General features: G+C 39.0%; 19 protein-coding genes. 6 read left to right on the top strand and 13 right to left on the bottom strand.

The window, feature by feature from the left end; all coding sequences use genetic code 11:
* Nucleotides 1–19 precede the first annotated feature (19 nt).
* Together QZ158_RS00720 and QZ158_RS00715 are read right to left on the bottom strand one after the other, a co-directional pair.
* Complete coding sequence (locus QZ158_RS00720) at nt 20–2,665, bottom strand: alpha-mannosidase (RefSeq protein WP_293873189.1); 2,646 nt, start codon at nt 2,663–2,665, stop codon at nt 20–22.
* 76 nt (nt 2,666–2,741) lie between these two features.
* Nucleotides 2,742–4,022 (bottom strand): glycoside hydrolase family 125 protein, encoded by a 1,281-nt coding sequence (locus QZ158_RS00715; protein WP_293873186.1) that lies wholly within the window; start codon nt 4,020–4,022, stop codon nt 2,742–2,744.
* A gap of 193 nt (nt 4,023–4,215) precedes the next feature.
* Here QZ158_RS00715 and QZ158_RS00710 point away from each other — a divergent pair, with 193 nt between their 5' ends.
* Entirely contained in the window at nt 4,216–6,294 is a 2,079-nt protein-coding gene (locus QZ158_RS00710; RefSeq protein WP_293873183.1) for a GH92 family glycosyl hydrolase, read from the top strand.
* Nucleotides 6,295–6,347: 53 nt separating this feature from the next.
* On the opposite strand, the gene QZ158_RS00705 is transcribed toward QZ158_RS00710, so the two are convergent.
* From QZ158_RS00705 to QZ158_RS00655, 11 genes are all read right to left on the bottom strand, one after another.
* Nucleotides 6,348–6,893, bottom strand: coding sequence for a DUF6287 domain-containing protein (locus tag QZ158_RS00705; RefSeq protein WP_293873180.1), 546 nt, complete (start codon nt 6,891–6,893; stop codon nt 6,348–6,350).
* A gap of 113 nt (nt 6,894–7,006) precedes the next feature.
* Complete coding sequence (locus QZ158_RS00700; protein WP_293873177.1) at nt 7,007–8,506, bottom strand: zinc ABC transporter substrate-binding protein AdcA; 1,500 nt, start codon at nt 8,504–8,506, stop codon at nt 7,007–7,009.
* A gap of 8 nt (nt 8,507–8,514) precedes the next feature.
* Nucleotides 8,515–9,318 (bottom strand): metal ABC transporter permease, encoded by an 804-nt coding sequence (locus QZ158_RS00695; RefSeq protein WP_293873174.1) that lies wholly within the window; start codon nt 9,316–9,318, stop codon nt 8,515–8,517.
* Nucleotides 9,311–10,015 carry a metal ABC transporter ATP-binding protein gene (locus QZ158_RS00690; protein ID WP_048691339.1) on the bottom strand — a complete coding sequence of 235 codons (705 nt, stop codon included), beginning with the start codon at nt 10,013–10,015 and terminating at the stop codon, nt 9,311–9,313. The genes QZ158_RS00695 and QZ158_RS00690 overlap by 8 nt, the downstream gene beginning before the upstream one ends.
* The gene (locus QZ158_RS00685; RefSeq protein ID WP_293873167.1) at nt 10,015–10,452 is read right to left on the bottom strand and encodes a zinc-dependent MarR family transcriptional regulator; all 438 of its coding nucleotides are present in this window, start codon (nt 10,450–10,452) and stop codon (nt 10,015–10,017) included. Before QZ158_RS00685 ends, QZ158_RS00690 begins: the two co-directional genes overlap by 1 nt.
* A gap of 657 nt (nt 10,453–11,109) precedes the next feature.
* Complete coding sequence (locus QZ158_RS00680; protein ID WP_293873165.1) at nt 11,110–11,616, bottom strand: hypothetical protein; 507 nt, start codon at nt 11,614–11,616, stop codon at nt 11,110–11,112.
* Between the two features lie 49 nt (nt 11,617–11,665).
* The gene (locus QZ158_RS00675) at nt 11,666–12,304 is read right to left on the bottom strand and encodes a TipC family immunity protein (RefSeq protein ID WP_293873163.1); all 639 of its coding nucleotides are present in this window, start codon (nt 12,302–12,304) and stop codon (nt 11,666–11,668) included.
* Nucleotides 12,305–12,308: 4 nt separating this feature from the next.
* The gene (locus QZ158_RS00670; RefSeq protein WP_293873161.1) at nt 12,309–14,039 is read right to left on the bottom strand and encodes a hypothetical protein; all 1,731 of its coding nucleotides are present in this window, start codon (nt 14,037–14,039) and stop codon (nt 12,309–12,311) included.
* Nucleotides 14,030–14,374 carry a cingulin gene (locus tag QZ158_RS00665; protein WP_293873159.1) on the bottom strand — a complete coding sequence of 115 codons (345 nt, stop codon included), beginning with the start codon at nt 14,372–14,374 and terminating at the stop codon, nt 14,030–14,032. The genes QZ158_RS00670 and QZ158_RS00665 overlap by 10 nt, the downstream gene beginning before the upstream one ends.
* Before the next feature lie 8 nt (nt 14,375–14,382).
* The gene (locus tag QZ158_RS00660; RefSeq protein ID WP_293873157.1) at nt 14,383–14,661 is read right to left on the bottom strand and encodes a TIGR04197 family type VII secretion effector; all 279 of its coding nucleotides are present in this window, start codon (nt 14,659–14,661) and stop codon (nt 14,383–14,385) included.
* A 117-nt stretch (nt 14,662–14,778) separates the two neighbouring features.
* Nucleotides 14,779–15,231, bottom strand: a complete 453-nt coding sequence (locus QZ158_RS00655) for a helix-turn-helix transcriptional regulator (protein WP_293873155.1) — start codon at nt 15,229–15,231, stop codon at nt 14,779–14,781.
* Between the two features lie 319 nt (nt 15,232–15,550).
* Here QZ158_RS00655 and QZ158_RS00650 point away from each other — a divergent pair, with 319 nt between their 5' ends.
* From QZ158_RS00650 to QZ158_RS00630, 5 genes are read left to right on the top strand one after another with little or no spacing between them, the layout of a single operon-like run.
* Nucleotides 15,551–16,024 carry a hypothetical protein gene (locus QZ158_RS00650; protein WP_293873153.1) on the top strand — a complete coding sequence of 158 codons (474 nt, stop codon included), beginning with the start codon at nt 15,551–15,553 and terminating at the stop codon, nt 16,022–16,024.
* Between the two features lie 40 nt (nt 16,025–16,064).
* Nucleotides 16,065–17,261 carry a replication initiation factor domain-containing protein gene (locus tag QZ158_RS00645; RefSeq protein WP_293873151.1) on the top strand — a complete coding sequence of 399 codons (1,197 nt, stop codon included), beginning with the start codon at nt 16,065–16,067 and terminating at the stop codon, nt 17,259–17,261.
* 2 nt (nt 17,262–17,263) lie between these two features.
* On the top strand, nt 17,264–17,650 hold the full coding sequence (locus tag QZ158_RS00640; protein WP_001096843.1) for a hypothetical protein: 387 nt from the start codon (nt 17,264–17,266) through the stop codon (nt 17,648–17,650).
* A gap of 59 nt (nt 17,651–17,709) precedes the next feature.
* Nucleotides 17,710–17,904 carry a DUF3173 domain-containing protein gene (locus QZ158_RS00635; RefSeq protein ID WP_000598356.1) on the top strand — a complete coding sequence of 65 codons (195 nt, stop codon included), beginning with the start codon at nt 17,710–17,712 and terminating at the stop codon, nt 17,902–17,904.
* Nucleotides 17,905–17,907: 3 nt separating this feature from the next.
* The gene (locus QZ158_RS00630; RefSeq protein ID WP_293873049.1) at nt 17,908–19,041 is read left to right on the top strand and encodes a site-specific integrase; all 1,134 of its coding nucleotides are present in this window, start codon (nt 17,908–17,910) and stop codon (nt 19,039–19,041) included.
* The last annotated feature ends 135 nt before the right edge of the window (nt 19,042–19,176 follow it).

Raw genomic sequence — 19,176 nt, 5'->3', positions numbered from 1 at the left:
TTATGTTTACTTTTTGAAATTAAATTTCTTCTTTTTTGATCAATTCTGTACGAATTTCCTGTGGTGCTAATAGTCCTGAATGGACTGGATATGGGCGTTCCAACAAGTCAAGAATGGTTTGTTGTTTTTCAGATACCCGAACATTTTCTTGGCTCATGTTGTAGTAACGAAGGACGTAGCCTTCTTCATTTTCTGCTACCTTAAAGGCTGTTGGGCAGACTTGTGGCAAGTTCAGTGCTGGATGGTTGAAGAGACTACCTGTTGCTGCGATGCTCCCCTCTTGTTTTGCAACTTGAAGGGCTGTAAATGGCACCTGGAAGGCTTTGGCACGACGGAAGGCCGAGAAACGATCCTGAGCTTGGTGGCATTCTACTGCAAACTCAACTTCGATATCGTGCAAGCACTGGGCTTCTGGAGTTGGGAAATAGCCCCAGTCACCTAGCTCACCTGAAGCACGGAGAAGGGTTACAGCTATGGTGTCGTCTCCAAGGATTTCGTATTCATGCAATCCTTTATTGGCTACGGTCACTCCTTTGATATCATCATACAAGCTGACAAAGGCTTGTTGGTGTTGTGGATTTTCAGGATTTTCCCAAGAAGCTGCTGGTTTATTTGGTCTTGTCACAACTTCATAGATGCTTTCAGAATCATTGCTTGGACGAGTGTTATGAGTTTTCACCAAGAGACGAATGCGGTGATCCTTAGCAGTATTGGTAAAGCGCGTCTTGAAGCGAATTTGCGGATCATCCACAAAGACGGTCATCACTGTTTCCAACGGAATGGTTGTCAGCTCTTCTGACCGTCCTGCTTCTCGGTTCATAAACTCGATAATGCCTCTTTGTTCCGCATCCAATTGTTCATCCGCGCTGACTGGGATGGTCAAGTCATGCTTGAGCAAGATTTTGGCATAGCGAGCATTATTTTCCAAGACCTCATGAGCTTTCAGCTCCGCATAGATGGGTTCTGTTCCTTTTGGTTGGAAGTAAATGTATTCATTGCCAATATCACCGCGGTCTTCGAAGCCAAGGAAGTCCTCATAAGCCTCATTGGTCGTCTTGTCGTAAAGGGTCAAGCCATCATCAATACTGAGGGTTACGAACGGCGTATCGAGAACCCCATTTTGGTAAATCCCATCATGATGGGAAGCTTTTCCTTCCAAGAGCTGGAAGGTGGTCCAAGAAAGAGGCGCTAGGTGAACTGGAACCGTCACGCGCACTTGACGAGCGATATAAGGTTGACGGAATTTATCCTTAGGCAAGGTATAGCCAAAACTTGCCCCCAAGTCTTCAATCAAAGCTTCTACAAGATGACCCTCTAAATCCTCTACATGGTAATCTGGCAAGGTCAAAGCCGCCATTTTCTTGAAGCCTTCTGTCGGGTGCAATTCCTTAAATGGACAAACCGCTACGTCGACAATCGTGCTGACGGTGTCCACCTTATCATGCAAGCCAGTGTTAATAACCGTAAAGAGATGCTCACTCTGAGCTTTTTGAGTCGCGAGTTTCTCTTTCCATTCATTCAGAAGGTTGGTCTTAACAAAGTTTCCGACTTGATTGACCTTGGCAAAACGAACTTCCATTTCACGGTGAACTTCGTCAATACTACAACCACAGATACTATCGTGTGGCGCATTTTGTAAGAGCGTCTTCCAGGCATAGGTCAATTGATCCTTGTGATTGTGGCCACCTGTAAGGATGGTCAAAGGTTCCACCACTTGCTCTAGCAAATTGCTGTTTTCTTGAAAGGCTTGTTTGAGGTAAACGCGTGAAGAAGAGGTATTGGCAAGAGTGTACCAACCATCGGTTTCCTGACTGGTCAATTCTCCCGTAACCGTTGATAATTGTTCAGGAAGCGCACTTTCCACTGCTTGCACATAGTCATCAAAGGAACTATGGATAAAGGTCACGTCAGGGAAGAGCTCATTGGCCACGCGAATAGCTTCACTCAAGTTCCGTTGAACCGGTTGGTGGTCGCAACCGTTCATCATCAACCATTGGTTGGTCGATGCATAGTCACGAACGTCTGCCAATTTTTGTTTCCAGAAAGCCAAAGCTTCATCTTTATCCACTGGAATTTCATTCCCATTACTGTACCAGTTAGCAAATAGAATGCCGAGTACACGGCTACCATCCGCCCCTTGCCAGTACATTTCAGAAAATTGAGAGGTAAACTGCTCATCTTCGAGAACTTGGTTGTCAAATCCGATCGGCTTCACTCCACGCCCAAAGGCTGCTACGTGAATGCCTGATTTTTGAAGAATTTGAGGAGCTTGCCCCATATTTCCAAAGGTATCTGGGAAGTAACCAATCTGAGTTGATTTGCCCCATTTAGCACATTCAGCTTGTCCAATCAAGGTATTACGTACATTAGCTTCACTGGATATTAAGTAATCATCCTGCAAGATGTAGAAAGGTCCAATCTTGAGTTTTCCTTCGTCAATATAACGCTGCACCTTGTCACGGTTTTCAGGGCGAATTTCTAAATAGTCATCAAGGACAATGGTTTGTCCATCCAAATGGAAGCTCTTGAATTCAGAGTCATTTTCAAAGAGTTCAAAGAGATTGTCAAAGAGTTCCACCAATTGCATCCGGTGACTTTCAAACGGTAAATACCACTCACGATCCCAGTGGCTGTGAGAGATGATATGTACAACAACATTTTCCATGAGTAAAACCTCATTCTAACTTAAATTTAAAGATCTATTTGTGATTCTTTACAAGAATCTGTCGAGCGAAAGCTCATTAGCGGATATCCAAGTAATCCAAGACTAATTCGCAGAACATCATGTTGGCCCAAGAGAACCATTCACGCGAATATTTGGTTGGATCATCCACGTGGAAACTTTCGTGCATGACACCTGTTCCACCATCGCAGGCAACCAACTGGTCTAGCAAGAATTTCTTTTCTGCCTTATCCGTCGTTGTCAATCCTTGAATAGATAGAGCAATCGGCCAGATATAGCGGTAGAAGGTATGTGAACTTCCGAGTCCACTTGCGTATTCTCCTTGGTAGAAATATGGATTTTCAGGACTCAGAATAGTGCGACGAGTAGCTTGGTAGACCTCATCGTCGATCGCGCAGTAGCCAAGATAAGGAGCCGCCAACAAACTTGGTACGTTAGGATCATCCATGATGCTAGCATTTCCTAGACCGTCTACCTCAAAGGCATAAATTTTTTCACCCTTGCTGTTAGTAGTGTAGGCATAGTTTTCGATCCCTTCTTGAATCTCCGCTTGGAGGCGTTTGGCATCTGCAATGATACTCTCACTATCAGCTAGATTCAATGCTACAAAGATTTCTTGGACATAACCCAAAACAACTACTGCAAACATATTTGACGGAATCAAGTAGCTATACTGACAGCAGTCATCGCTTGGACGGAAAGCTGACCAGGTCATTCCTGTCACAGCAAAATCTGGCCCAAAGCCGTCATTTACCAAGGTATCTTCCTTACGATCGGTATCACGGACGAAACGGTATGGTGAGTTATTGTGGTCTTGCTCCACTGTCCAGAGATGAAGGATTTCCTTGGTCGCTGTGACAAAGGTTTCATCAAATTGGCTAGTCTCACCAGTTTCCTTCCACAGGAGGTAAGCCAATTGCAAGGGATAGCAAAGCGAGTCCACTTCATACTTACGTTCCCAAATCCAGCCATTCAAATCGGTGTGGTCAGTCTCGTGGTGGCCTTTCCAGTTCTCCTCAATATTAAAAGAGTTAGCATAGGGATCCTTGAGGATCAAGGTCATCTGGCGCTTGACCAAACCAGCAATGGTCTGGCGCAAACGAGGGTCTCTTTTTGCCACATGAAGATAGGGCCTCAATTGAGCCGTTGAGTCACGCAACCACATAGCTGGGATGTCCCCTGTTAAAACAAAGGTTGAACCGTCTTCTAAAATTTCAACTGTATTATCCAAGGTGTCTGTATAGCAACGTTCAAAGACATCCACCCACTCCGGGTACTCCTTGGCACGTTCTGCTACTTGGTTCAGCCATTCTCTGACGATTTCTTTTGAATAAGTCATTCCTTTTCCTCACACGTATCGATTCTTTCCTATTCAGTATAAAAGATTTCAGATGGGAAATACATACGCAAATTATAGCCCTTTTTCTACAAACTTTTCTAGTTTTGAAAAAGGCTTTCCCATTTGAGGGGCTTCTGCTAAAATAAAGAAAGAAAAGGGCTTAAAGGCCCTAGTATGACACAGGAGGTCCCGCATGAAGACCGATATTACTCACATTGATACCCGCTTAGGAACAGACAATCACTCAGCTTATTCTAACGGCAACACCCTCCCTTACACAGGAGTTCCTTTTGGGATGAATTATTTCCTCCCACAGACGACACATGAACAGGGGGCTTGGTTTTTCAACCCCAACCTTCCTATCTTTCAAGGTATTCGCTTGACCCATCAGCCTAGCCCTTGGATTGGAGATTCTTCCTGGTGTCTCCTCACCCCACTAACAGACATTCCGACTCAAGAAGACCTCTATTTCAGACAGAGCAGTTACCGGGTCCAAGAAGCTGTCTTTCAGCCCCATTATTTAGCCCTCACCTCAGAGCGCTATCAAATCCGCACAGAGCTGACCCCCAGCCTCTACGGGGCCATTCTCCGCTTTAGAGGGCCGTCTGCACTTTCACTGGCCATTCATTGCCCAAATGGACTAGCTGAAGTAGAATTCAGAGAAACGAATCTACATTTCCACATCCTAGACCAAAATCATACCGACCAACAAACCTATCCTTTCTATCTTCATGTTGAATTTGACCAATCCATCACTCGCACTCACTGGCTAGGACAGGATTTGATCCTAGAATTTGACAATCCTACCCTAGAAGCTCGATTAGGCACTTCCTTTATCAACCCTGAGTTGGCCAAATCTCACCTTCCTACAGCTAGCTTTGAAAAGATGAAAGAAAAAGCGGGCTGCAAGTGGCAAGAGCTAATGGACCGATTTGACATTTTAGATACGGGCGGAGAGGATCGAACCTTTTTCGATCACTGTCTCTACCGTAGTCTGCTCTTTCCTCAGACTTGTTATGAAGTGACCCCTGAGGGGAAAGCAGTCCATCGCGATTTCGCCCACAACCGCATTCAAGAAGGAAAATACTTCACGAGTTTGGGCTTCTGGGATCTCTTTCGGACCACCTTTCCTCTCTATAGCCTAGTCTATCCCGAGCTTTACCAAGAATTTCTCGAAGGCTTCCTCAGCCATTACCGAGATACCGGTTTCCTCCCTAAATGGCTAGCGCCGGACGAAAGAGGCATGATGCCTGGAACCCTCATTGATGGGGTCATTGCCGATGCCATTCAAAAAGGCCTAGCTCCCGACCTCCACACGGAGCTTTTTGAAGCCATGCTAGTTACAGCTAGGAAGGAAGACCCAAATGGTCATTACGGTCGACGAGGAGCTAAAGAATACAAGGAATTAGGCTATCTATCCACTGACTATCACGAAAACGTGAGTCACACCATTGACTTCTCCTATAGCGATTTTTGTATCGCCCAAACTGCCCAGCTACTTGGCAAGGAAGAGTTGGCTAAAGAATATACCCAATCTAGTCTTTCCTATCGAACCCTCTTTGATCCAGAAACAGGTTATATCCGGGCCAAAGATAAGAAGGGCCATTTCAGACCAGACTTCTCGCCCATCAGTTGGGGACGCGACTATGCAGAGTGCTCTGCCATTCAGGCAACCTTAGGCGCCCTTCACGACATCGAGGGCCTCAAGCAACTCTTTGGAGGAGAAAAAGGCTTCAGCCATTACTTAACTCGACTAGCCACTCAAGCGCCGCATTATGAAGTGACGGGCTATGGCTACGAAATTCATGAAATGAGTGAGATGGCCCAAGCTCCTTTTGGACAAATTGCCATTTCAAACCAACCGAGTTTTCACATCCCCTATCTCTTCCGCTATAGCCAACACCCGGAATACACTAGCATCCTGATTCAAGCCCTTCGCAAGGAAGCCTTCCAGCCAAGCTTCAAAGCTTATCCAGGAGATGAGGATAATGGCAGCCTATCCTCCTGGTATATCTGGTCGGTTTTAGGACTCTATCCGACTTGTCCAGGCAAGCCAGTCTATGACCTAGGGATTCCCCTCTTCAAACACTTGCGCCTTTACCTCCCTCAAGAGAAAAAATGGCTAAATATCCATAGCACAGCCCACACAGCCCAGGCACACTTCCTTCAAGATGTTTCCCTTGATAGAAAAAGAATCGACAGAGTGAGCCACCAAGAGCTCTTGAAAGCGGAGAAGTTAGACTTCTATCTTTCTTGGCTCCCTAAAATCTAAAAAAGAATGAAGAGTAGGACACTCTTCATTCTTTTTCATTACACATATACTAGCTAATCCCCAACCTTATAGAGAAAAGAACCTTGTTCCGTAAAACTGTACATTCCAGTTCCGGTCCAGAGACGATCCTTGCTGGCATCAGAATCATCATGGAAGATGACTTCTCCATTTTCGTCCGTTTGGTCATCAATCGTAAGCCCAGCAGGAATGAATTCCATCAAAAATCCTCCTGTGATTCCTCCGTAGACTCCTCCTGAAACAGTTCCATAGTCTGTCAAGGAAAGATCATAAGACTCATATTCGTTAGAGACCAAACCATTTTGATCAAAGACGAGTTTATTCCCCTTATCATCTTGCCAGACACCAGCTACGCTACTATAATCCCCTTGAGCGATTGCTTCAATATCCATCTTTGTTTTCTCTTTCTTATCACTCGAATTCTCAGCTTTCTTAGTTTCACTAGTAGCTGAGCTATCCTTCGATTGACGAACTGTACTTTCTTTACTTTCAGATCCTGTCTCCTGCTTTTTATCACCACAGGCTCCAAGGAAAAACAGTAGAGCAGAAAGCAACAATAGCAAACGATACTTTTTCATCATGAATCTCCCCACATTCAATCTATTCTATAAGCCTAATTTTATCCTTTTTCTAGCAATTTGACAAGTTTCTGTTACTATCAAAAAAGGAACCAACTGGTTCCTTCTCTATTTGATTAGTGGGCCAACATTTCCTGCGCAATTTCGAATCCGGATAAGTCACTTGGGTAGTAAGTAGGCCAATTTTCCAATTCCTTATAAAGTGCCTCTTGGCTTTCCCCACCGAAGAAAATATGGAAGTGAGTTGCCTTATTAGGAGCAATTTGGTGGTCACTGAATTGAACATACTTGAATTCACCCGCATTCGGATCAGTTGCTTCGAAGAGATACCGCACTCCACGATTCCCTTTTGTATAGGTTAGCGTATGCTTCCCAGCATAGCGGTATTCGAACTTCTTCTCTTCGCCATTCTTATAGAAGGTCATGGTTTTGTCTGTAATGACAATCCGGTCGACATCTGTTTTATAACCGGTGGTGTAGTAGGCTTTATACTCTTCAGCTGTTTTGGACTTGGTTAATTTAGATTTGTAGTCAAAGACTTGATCCAAGGTTCCATCTTTTAGATAAGGATACACAGACTGCCAATCACCTACATAATCTGAAAGAGTTCGGTCCTTAATAGCACTGTCTTCAAAGTAGCCATTGGCCACTGTTTTGGTGTCTTCTTCCTCTTCTGGAGCGATCTCTTTTCCGGCTTGAGTCGTTGTTAACTCCAAAGATTTGAGGTTGGCTCCCATGATAGAGATGTAGTCTTCACCATCTTTCATCTGCTCATCTGTCAAGCTCTCTAATGGATTCAAAACAGCTAAATCCACACCGGTTTCAGCAGACAAGGTTTTCGATAAGGATTTAGAAGCATTTTCTTCAAAGTAGATGACCTTGATGTCATTCTTCTTGATGTACTCTGTCAATTCACTCAAGCGAGTCGCAGACGGTTCACTATCTGGTGACAAACCTGAAATAGAAACTTGATTCAAGCCATAGTCCAGGGCCAAATAACGGAAAGCTGCGTGTTGAGTGACAAAATTTTTCTGTTTCGCTTCAGATAAGCTTTTCGTATAGCTGTCATCCAATTTTTTCAACTTGGCAATATAGGTATCCGCATTAGCGGTAAAGCTAGCCTTTTTATCTGGGTACTGTTTCACCAGTTGATCACGAATCGTTTCCACCATTTTAATAGCTCTCTGTGGAGAAAGCCAGACATGAGGATCGTAGTCATGATGGTGTTCTTCCCCTCCCTCATGGTCATGCTCTTCTTCACCACCTGGTAAAAGCAGCATATTTTCCGTCGCTTTGATAACCTTGGTTTTCTTGCCATCCATTGATTTCAACAACTGAGGCACCCACGTTTCCATGTTCTCATTCTCATAGACAAAGACATCTGACTCTTGGATTTTTGCGCGACCCTTGGCGGACAATTCAAAATCATGGGGTTCCGAACCAGACCCGATCAAGAGCTCCACATCTCCCTCGTCTCCGATGACTTGCTTAGTAAATTCATAGACAGGATAGAAAGTAGTCATGACTTTCAATTTCCCTGACTGATTTTGACCACCACTACAAGCTACTAACAGAAGACTACAAAAGGCTAATACCAGCCATGCAAGTTTTTTCATAAGATCACCTATTTTCTAAATTTAACAAAAAGATTTGAGAGCAAAAAGAAGGATACAAATAAGAGGGTAATGGTCGCACTAACCGGTGTATCCGGGTAATAAGAAAGAATGAGACCACTGACCATCCCTACAAAACCAATGACCACTGCCAACAGCATGACTGAACGGAATGTTTTTCCTAGCTTTAAAGCAATACTAGCTGGCAAGACCATGATGGTAGATACCAACAAGGAACCCGCAGCAGGGATCATCAAAGCGATAGCCACACCTGTCACAATATTAAACAAAATAGACATGAGACGCACGGGTAAACCATCTACATAAGCTGTATCCTCGTCAAACGTAAGAATATACATCGGACGAATAAAGAGAACCGTCAAACATAAAACAATCGCCGCTATGACAAACAGAGCTAGCACTTGCTCATCGGTAATGGTCAAGGTAGAACCAAATAGGTACTGGTCCAAACTCATGGAGCTTTTACCGCCACCCTTCATGATCACCAAAGCCAAGGCCAAGCCCGTCGACATGAGAATCGCTGTCCCAATTTCCATAAAATCTTTATAGACTGTGCGTAAGTACTCTAGAAATACAGCCGCTATGATCACCACAATGACTGTAGAAATAGTCGGGGAGAAACCAAGGAAGAGACCAAAAGCAACCCCTGATAGAGAAACGTGACTCAGCGTATCACTCATCAAGCTCTGGCGACGTAAAATCAAAAATACACCTAAGATAGGAGAGAAAAGACTCATAGCAACCATCGCCAACAAGGCCCGTTGCATAAAATCATACTGAAAGAGATTAAGCATGGTCCTCACCTCCATCTTTCTCATGGACATTAAAGCAACGCCATGGAGAATTTTGTTTTCTCACCAGGTGAATATTGCGATCCGCGTAATGGCTTACCTCTTCAGGATCATGCGTAATCATCAAAACAGCCTTCCCATGATGATGGGCACTGTGGTGCATCAATTCATAAAACTCATCCTTACTACCAGCATCCATCCCAGTAGTCGGTTCATCCAAGACAAAAATATCTGGATCAGACGCAAACATTCGTGCAATGACAGCCCGTTGTTTCTGGCCACCGGATAGAGCCCCTAATGGTTTATCACGATGCTCTAACATCCCAACAGCAGATAAACTAGCTAGAATGTGCTCCTCATCGTGATGATTTAACCGACGAAACCAACCCTTACGAGGATACCGCCCTGATTTCACAAACTCATAAACAGAACTGGGAAAGCCAGCATTAAAGCTTGCAATTTGTTGCGGAAGATAGGCAATTCGTAATTTTTTACCAGCTACATTTTCCTTAGCAATTTCAACCGTCCCTACTTTTGGTTTTAAGATGCCAAGACTTGCCTTGATCAAAGTAGATTTGGCGGCGCCATTCTCACCAGTCAGCGTCACAAACTCACCGCTGTCCAAGTAATAATTCACACCTTCTAGTACAGGCTCACGATCATAATAAAACGAAAGATCTTTAACAGTAATATAACGCATTAACGAAGATCCTCCAATAAGCGAGATAAAAACTTAGAAATAACCATTTGTTCTTCTTGAGAAAATTCGCTCAAAACTTGATTATAAACATCCAAAGTATGATCATGATGATGAGAATGTTCCTCAGCAACTGGACGCCCCAAATCTGTTAAACGGTACAAAACAATCCGAGCGTCTTTATCATCCTTCAGAGCTTCCAGCATACCAAAAGAAAGTAGTTGTTTAACAGCTTTGGTAACAGCAGCTTGACTAACATTCAGCAATTTAGCAAGCTCAGAATTGGAATAATTATTCTTTGATAATAACATTAAAATGTGTTCTTGCGTATTGGTTAAAGAAAAACCACTTGTACAAGAACCTATCAATACTTCATGCTGATTCTCAGAAATAAGTAAGATAGAATTCAAAAACTCATCTATCTGATTAGCAATCTTCATAGGAACTTCCTTTCTATTAACCAGTAAATACTTTACCGGTTAATTATAACACAGTAAAGGAAAATAGTCAAAGTATTTTCAGAAAACAATAAAAACAATTTTTAGTAACTGTTAAGTAACTCAGCGTTACAAATTGAACAAATAAAAGAAAAAGACAAGGTCCGAAAACCTTGTCTTTAATACTATACCGGCGGCCGGGGTCGAACCGGCACGTCCTTGCGGACACTGGATTTTGAGTTCTATGAATACACTTTTTAAATCTTATATCCTTGATTTAATAGGGTTTTAGGACTTTTGAATCTTGCAAAATAGACTCATTTTCCAAATTTTAGTAACTTTTTAGTAACGCTCCATACCTTATCGCCCCAAGAGTATCATCAGAGACTAGACGATATGTCCCAATCGGTTATATTCAACTACAGATATTCGAGACAGTTGCATGATTATTTGAAAGGTATGGGAAATTTACACAAATAGATTCCTAGTAATCACTAAAAAGGAAGCTCTGGGAATCAATAGTACCTACGAAGCATAGAACTAAAAGAAAAAAGGGGAGTGAAAATTGGTAACTTAAATTTCACAAAGAAAAGAAGACAGGAACAAAGCTATCAAAGTGAAAAAATAATCATTTTTTTCACTTTACTTTTCTAGTTTCCTCTATTCACCTGTCACCTGCGCTTCAAATCTAATATCTTTGTCTGAAATATTCGTGATTTTTATTTGTTTTGAGTTTGGAAGCTCAAATTCCCAAGATTCTTTAGATTGAAGAACTACACCTTCTTTTGATAAATAGATACTATTATTTGGATCATTTTTTATTATTTTTGTTGGGATATTACTTGATAATGAGTAGGTTTCGCTAATTTCTTGCTTCAAAACATCATAGTTAGTCCCTACAAGGTTCCCTTCTCCCTTCTGCCACCATGAGGTTCTCCCAGATAATTCTAATTTCCCACCAGAAATCCGAGATAGATACAATTTTGGAGAAAATTCCTTTTGTTTTGAGGTAGGAACTTTTAAAACTATGGAATCCCCTGGTTTCAAGGTGTAACTCGCATTTTTGAAATACAAATAAATATAATAGAAAAACACAGTCGCTACAATAGCAACCACTCCAGAACATCCTAGATTCCATTTATTAAGTTGTTTTCTTTTGTTTTTCACACGCACTTCTCCCCCATTCTTCCTCAGCATCTCAGATTGAGACCTGTCACTAGTCTGCTCCAAGATCCTCTCTCCAAATATCCTTGTCGGTCACGTCGCCCCAATTATCTGGGCTAAAGCGACTAGCATATATGGAAGTCCAGTCTGCCAAGACTTTGTGACGGAGTATTTCATCTGCTTCCTTGCGAATCTCATCAACAGTCTTTCCATGCTCCGCTAGAAAGGCTTCTACTTGAGACTGATGATAATATCTCACGCTTTTCTCATCGTGATACCACATATAGCGTTCTAATTGCTGATTGTTGACATCGTACAGGTACTCTACATTTATAGTTGTCTCTGTATTTGGTAGTCTCAAACGCATTTCTATCCCAACTTTCGTCATCTCCTGAAATCCAAAATAAAAATAATAACCTAGAGAATGAATAGTATTTGGTAAATCTACACTTTTATAATCAATAGAATGAATAGAAATTTCTTGAGAATCGTTGTCCACAATTTTTAAACCTTTTAACTTATAAAAAGCTCGACCTTTCCATAGAAACGTATAATTGTGATAATCACTTTCTTCGTAGTATATTTCATCAAAAATATTATGAATTCTCTGATACTTATAGTACTGAAAACCAGAGAAAGATAATAATAGAACCATTAACAACGAAAAAATTACAAATTTTCTCTTCTTCATCCAATCACCTCATATCTGTCAACTCTTGATTCCCTGTTTCAACATTTCGAATGAAATTATAAGTACTTGGGTAATTTTTCTGTAGATAGTCCATACCCTGTTTTTCATTAGGTAATTTAAAACGCAATTGCATTCCTGGTCCGTCCTCATATTTCATTTCATATGGTAGTAATTTTGTAAAAATTTTCTGTTTAATTTCTTCTACTGGCTTATACTCTACAAATTTTTCTGCACGAGTGTATTCGCCTCGTTTCATTTCTGAGTAGTACTCATTTGAAGCCTCAATATAAGATATTTTTTCACTTTTCATTTTTTGGGTGATATTTACCGCATCCAAGTCTGCTTTATAGTCGTCATTCCCAAAGCTAATATCATCACTATCAGTAAGCGTCGCATCACCTAACCAACCTGCAAAATCGTTAACATTCTCGTGTCCAAATTTTGTTAAATCACTTCCTCTGAGTCTATTATTTAAGTTAGATGCTGTGGTAATAGAGAAATGAGCAAAATCTCCTTTTCCAGAAAAGGAAGCATATTTTTCACTCCATTTTTCCTTGAACATCTCGTCGGTCAATTGAACACCATAAACTTTTTCATAGGATAATTTATACGATTCCAAATCATCAGACTTTATTTCATCATAATTTGGATATATTCCTGAGGAAATTTGACTTTGTAATCGAATATTATAACGTAACTTAGTTATTTGTTTATCAGTTAATCCCAAATGTTTTAACAATATTTTTCCATCAAGGGGTAAACCAGTTATATCAGAAGGTGTACCAGCAACATCCATCCAACTGTTATCGCTAATGTAACCTTTAAACTTATCTTCCATTGATTTACCATTCTCATATCCTTCTGAATATATAAAATTCCCTAGTGTTACCAAAAAAAGTTGCTCCCGTTCCGTCTGAGATAAATAAGGGAATTTTTTATCAATCGATGTGGATATGTCAGCGATCAGCTTACTGGTCTCTCTATCAAATCCATACTGTTCTTCTAAATGTTGTACAAATTCATTCTTTTGGCTATATGATAAATACTTATGCGTCTCAATCTTCCGTTCCTTCATTTTATCAAACCAAGCCATATCTACACCATCTACATAGTAGTTACCATTGCTATCCACAATAATCTTACTTAGTTGTGTGGCACCTTGGATGGCTAAGCTAAGAACCTCTAGACTATCACTGAAATATTGAGAAACCTGTAACACAAACCATTCTAACTTCTCAATTTTATCTTTCAGTTCGTCAATCCCCATCTGTAATTGGTATTCCAACTCATGCAAGGCATTATTTTTTGAAAAATGATTTCCCAAATTTCCAGTTCCTAAAGCACCTATTATACTTCGAAGTTTTTCGTTTTCCCTTATCTGCGATTTTACTTCTGCTAATTGATTTTCTCTTGTTTCTTTCTGAATTTTCAAATCATCTAAATCTAACTCTCCAAAACCTGAAATGACAGCATCTGCATTTTTATATGATGATAACTCTGTTTGAATGTCATCGACAGCTGATTGAAGTTTTTTAATCGAAGGAATAATTATCTCTGAAAAGAGATTTTTCCCTGCAGTGTATGCTGCTCCTTGTAATTCACCTGACTCAAGCGCAGAGATTAAATGGTCACTACCACTAGAGAGTCTATCTGTTATCTCATTTGCAATCTCGATATTACTGTTCATCGCTTCAATCAATAAACTTGACTCTGACGAACTATACTTTACTCCCATGGCAATCCATTCCTTTCCTGTATTAGTTTTTCTCTTTGCTTATCTAAATTTTTAAACTGTTTTTCCATTTCCTGAGTAAAGACGTTTAGTTGATTATCCACATACTTTTCAACTTTAAATTCTAACTCTCTAGTTTCTTCAATGAATTTCCTATTTTGTGGAGTTGCTGATAATCTATTCTCTGCATTTCTAGATATACTTCGGAACTCTCCAACGAAATTTTCTAGAGATTGCTCATGTCGCTTTTTTATACTACGTAGATCATCTTCTTCCTGCTCTACTTTCACTATTTGATGAAATAGTCTTTCTCTCTCTTTTTCATTAATATCTCGCATAAATATGTTTAACTCCTCCACCGTTGGGCCTGCTCAACATCTCTTTTCTCTATTTTCTCCGCAATTTGAGGAAATTTATTAGCCTGAATCAAAACAGCCTCGCTAAAATTTCCAACTGCTTCAAGCATTTGATTTGTCACTTTTTTACCATTTTCCATCCCTACAATGCCAGAAGAGTAACTAAACTTTACCTGTTTATTTGCTTTCTCAGACACATCGAGTCCAATTAACTCACTGATGGCTGATTGAGCTTCTATCGTACTAGATTTAATTTTTTCTGACGCCATATTTTTAATTCCATTCTAATAATTATAATTTCCAACTTATTATTTTTTTAGGCATATGCAATATAAAATTAATAGCATTACATTTAGATTATTAATTCATTATATTAAAAGTCACTTTCAATCGGCATTAAAATAATCATAAACCTCTTTAAAAAGGGTATGCAATATTTCTTGCTCTTCTTCATCTAAATTATATTCAGAGACTAGCTCATCCATATAGTCAAATACAGTGAAATGATTTTTTATTCCATTCATAACAATCGCAAATTTCAGATCATTTAGTTCAGTTTTATTAAACTCTTTTAACTTCTTCATATCAATTCTAGTAATTGGATGAGGAATAACATCTAGAGTACTGTAAATTGTTTTTCCTAATAAATAATCTGTCGTTGTATCAAACAACTTCGCTAATTTGACAACGGCTTCTAAATTAGGCTCTAAAGTTCCATTCTCCCAACGAGAATAAGTACCTTGTTGTACACCAATCATATCAGAAACTTGTACTTGAGTTAACTTCTTACTCTTTCTCAGTTCCTTAAGACGATCTCCAAAAGAATCATTATTAAACATTGTATCCTCTTAAATATTCGATTCGGTATATTTTGACTTGACAAAATATTCTAAACGGTATAAAATGGAATTATTCCATAAGGAATATTTATTTTGAGATTAAATATTCCATTGAGAATATTATAGCATAAAAGGAGGTAAAAGCGTATGTAACTAGTAGTCGATTTAAAAAATTTTAATAAAGGAGGTAGGATTCGACAAAATAAAAAATCTTGAAACAAATGTGCCGTTCGTTCCAAGATCAAAACATATTATGTAACAATTATACCACAGAAAACTCTTCAGTTGCACAAGAAAATTTCGGAGGTTTCACAAAAAGATGACCAATAAAGAGTTAGTCAATCAAATTTCTGGCCTAAACTCTACCTCTACTCTTAAAAATTGGATTCAACTGATTAAAGAGATAAGTGGCAAGGAATTTAAGAAAATTAAAGTTCCTATCAGTAGAAATCCCAGAACTCATCAATTAAGTTATACAGTTGCCTATGATTTTACAGACGAAGACCTTAGACAATTTCAAAAGTTAGCTAAACTAAAACTTGAAATAGGTCTAAAAGAGGCTATACAAGCCGTATTTGGGAGTCTAGCAGACAATGAGCATGAATCCCTAAACCAAGTAATAGATGAGCTCTACTATGAACTGAGCGCCTTAAAACAGGAATTTAAGCGAGAAATGCGACTGATAAAAATTGAGAATTCCAACCTAAAAAAGAAAATCCAAGATATTGAAGAGTCGATGCAAACCGGCTTACTAGGGTTTGTTAACAAGAGGTCAAAAAATAGGTTCGGCTAATAGCGAGTTTTCGGCTGAGCCATGAGGCAGAAAGCCGAAAATGAGCGTAGATGCGGACGGACCATTTTTGACCGATAGGGTGTGTAGTAACACCACCCTCTGCAAGTTAGGTGTACCATCGAAAGAATTCAGTATTCCCAAGGGTTTTGGAGATTTTAAGGGTGGCAAAATTAGGCAAAAAGTTGAATCAAAATCTATGGCAAAAAATGAACATTTACGTTCTGTATTTGACTGGATTCAAATTCAGTTTGATAAGACTGAATTTTCGCCAAGAGAAATAATCGAAGACATTCTATTTCTTGACTATGACTTATTTATTGAGAATAAAGGGAGCCTTAAATACTATAACTATGATAGCCAGCTTCATTATGGGAATATCCGTATCTACTATGGAGCGAAAGAGTCGTCCTACATGCTTGTCATGTCAGGACAGGCACTCGAGTTCTATAGAGATATGGTATTAGATCCAAATAGTCTGTCCGAAAGACAGTTTCTGAACAACCTCTACTACAATTACAATCAATTTTCAGTAAGACGAATTGATATTGCAATAGATGATTTTAATGAAATACCCTATTTCACTCCTAATCAGCTTCTAAAGATTTGTCAGAAGAAACGCTTTCTATATGGGAAAAGCACCTACTACAATACCTACGGAGATGAAACAATCGGCCAGACCTTATATTTAAGAAAACCCAATGATGATGAAAGACTTAGAATTTACGATAAACGCTTAGAACGAGCTGAGAAGCTCGGTATCAGCAAGCGGTATATAGAAAATTGGATAAGAACTGAGTTAGAACTTAGGAAAGAAAAAGCTCACTACTTCATTCAAGAATGGTTGCATTCAGAAATAGATCTTCTTAACTTTACCAAGGGATACCTCAAAGAAAAAGTGAAGTTCTATAGTGATAGTCACTTCTCAAAACCTTTGAGATCTTGGGAAAAGTTTTTAGGTCACTCAAAACCTGTCTCTATCATTATTTCAAAACCAAAAACAGAACTAGAACAAAAATTAGAATGGTTTACCTATAAAGGTTCCGGAGCTATTCTAAAAGCGTATAAATTTCTATACGACAATAACTTACTGCATGAGTATGAGAAGACTAACTATCTCGCACTCAACAATATGGAATATCCACCAGATTTAGCAAGTGGACTAATAGAAAGGGCAATTCTTTTTAAAAGAGAAGATTTAATCCCTACAATCAAAGAAAATATCAAAAGGAGAAATTAATTATGGCAAAAATGCTTTCACAAAATGACTGGAATTTTAATAACATTGGAACAAAATTTGAATTGGATGAAGTCATTCCAAAATTTGAAACGGAAGTCCGAGCTGATGCAAACGGAGAAATTATTAAAAACCGAGATGGTAGCGAAAGACGTTTTAATACCGATAAAATCATTGGTTGGAAATACAATGTAACGATCAAGGATGGACAATTCAAAAAGAAATCAACCCAAGTCTCAGTAGACAATCCAGATGCTTTGGTTGATAATGACTATATCCAAGCAATGGATGAAGTACCAGTTACATTTGACAATTTACAAGCTACTATGATTAGCACGACAATGTATTACAAGGCGGATGCTATCCATTTAGTAGATGTAAAACAAAAATAAGTATAAGACAAGGGGAGTTAATCCTCCCCTTACTTAATCTAATTAGAAAAGGAGATCACATGATTAAAACTGTAACAAAAGATGATCTTATCGAACTTGGATTTGCTCCAGGAACTGCAAGAAAGATTATCCATACCGGCAAATTACTATTAGTGAATCGTGGTTTTAACATCTACGATAACAAAAGGATTGGTACAATTCCAGCCAGTGTCGCAGAAGAACTATTAGGAATTGAACTCCAGAAAGAAGCGTAGCTTATGGCTTTACGTAAAAGTAGAGACGGAACTTGGATTGTTGATGTTTCCAATGGTATAAATCCAATATCTCTAAAACAACGTAGAATTGTAAGAAAAGGATTCAAAACTAAAAAAGAAGCATTGGAGGCCGAACAATACTTACGAAGTGTCGAACTTAAAGAAAAAAGTTTCAACTCAAAAATATCAATTGATATCCTTTATGATCTCTTAAAAGAAGAGGATAGAATAAACAACAGAAAACAAAGCTATATAGATACACAAGAAAACAACTATAACAGGCATATAAAAAACTATTTTGAAAAAGTTGATGATGTAGCTAAATTAACTTATGAAGATATCTATCAATTCAGAGAACATCTAAGAGATAAAAATGCTCAAAACTCAGAAAAGAAGCTAAGTCCAAACACTATTAATAAAATTATAATTTTACTAAAGAAAATTCTGGATGTTGGATTAAGAAAGGGATTTTACAAGGAACATCCCGTAGGATTACTGAAAAAATTACCCATAGAAAAAGTAAAATTAAATTTCTGGACAGTAAAAGAATTTAAGCACTTCTTAACACTATTTAGCAACGATGAATACAATATAAAACTACTATTCACAGTTCTATTTTTTACTGGTCTAAGACTCGGAGAAGCTCTTGCTCTAACGTGGAAGGACATAGAGTTTTCTACAAATACAATCCATGTAAGTAAATCAATATACGTTAAAAAAGGTGAAGAACACATTAGTAGTACAAAGACAAAAGCTGGAACCCGAAGAATCATCATGAACACCAAACTAGTGGAGACACTAGAAGAATGGAGGCAAACACAGCATGAAAGATTAAAAGAATTTACAACCAACCTAGATGATCTACAGATATTTCAAAATAGCCCGATTACGATAACTAAAGATTCAATCGAAAAACAATATAAAAAAATATTACAAAGAGATAGTTCTTTAAAAAAAATAAGAATTCATGACTTCAGGCATTCACATGCTTCCATACTAATAAACCAAGGAGAAGATTATCATGTCGTAAAAGAAAGATTAGGACATGCTTCTATAACTACAACAATAGATACATACTCTCATTTGTATCCAAGCAAGCAACAAAAATTAGCGGATAAATTAGATGATTTGTTATAAAACTAGTAATTTTAAGTAACTCAGCGTTACAAATTCAACAAATAAAAGAAAAAGACAAGGTCCGAAAACCTTGTCTTTAATACTATACCGGCGGCCGGGGTCGAACCGGCACGTCCTTGCGGACACTGGATTTTG

This window comes from Streptococcus sp. A12 (assembly GCF_905372335.1).
Classification (GTDB): Bacteria; Bacillota; Bacilli; order Lactobacillales; family Streptococcaceae; genus Streptococcus.
The sequence above is the reverse complement of the archived record's forward strand: the minus strand, read 5'-3'. Positions and strand labels throughout refer to the sequence as shown.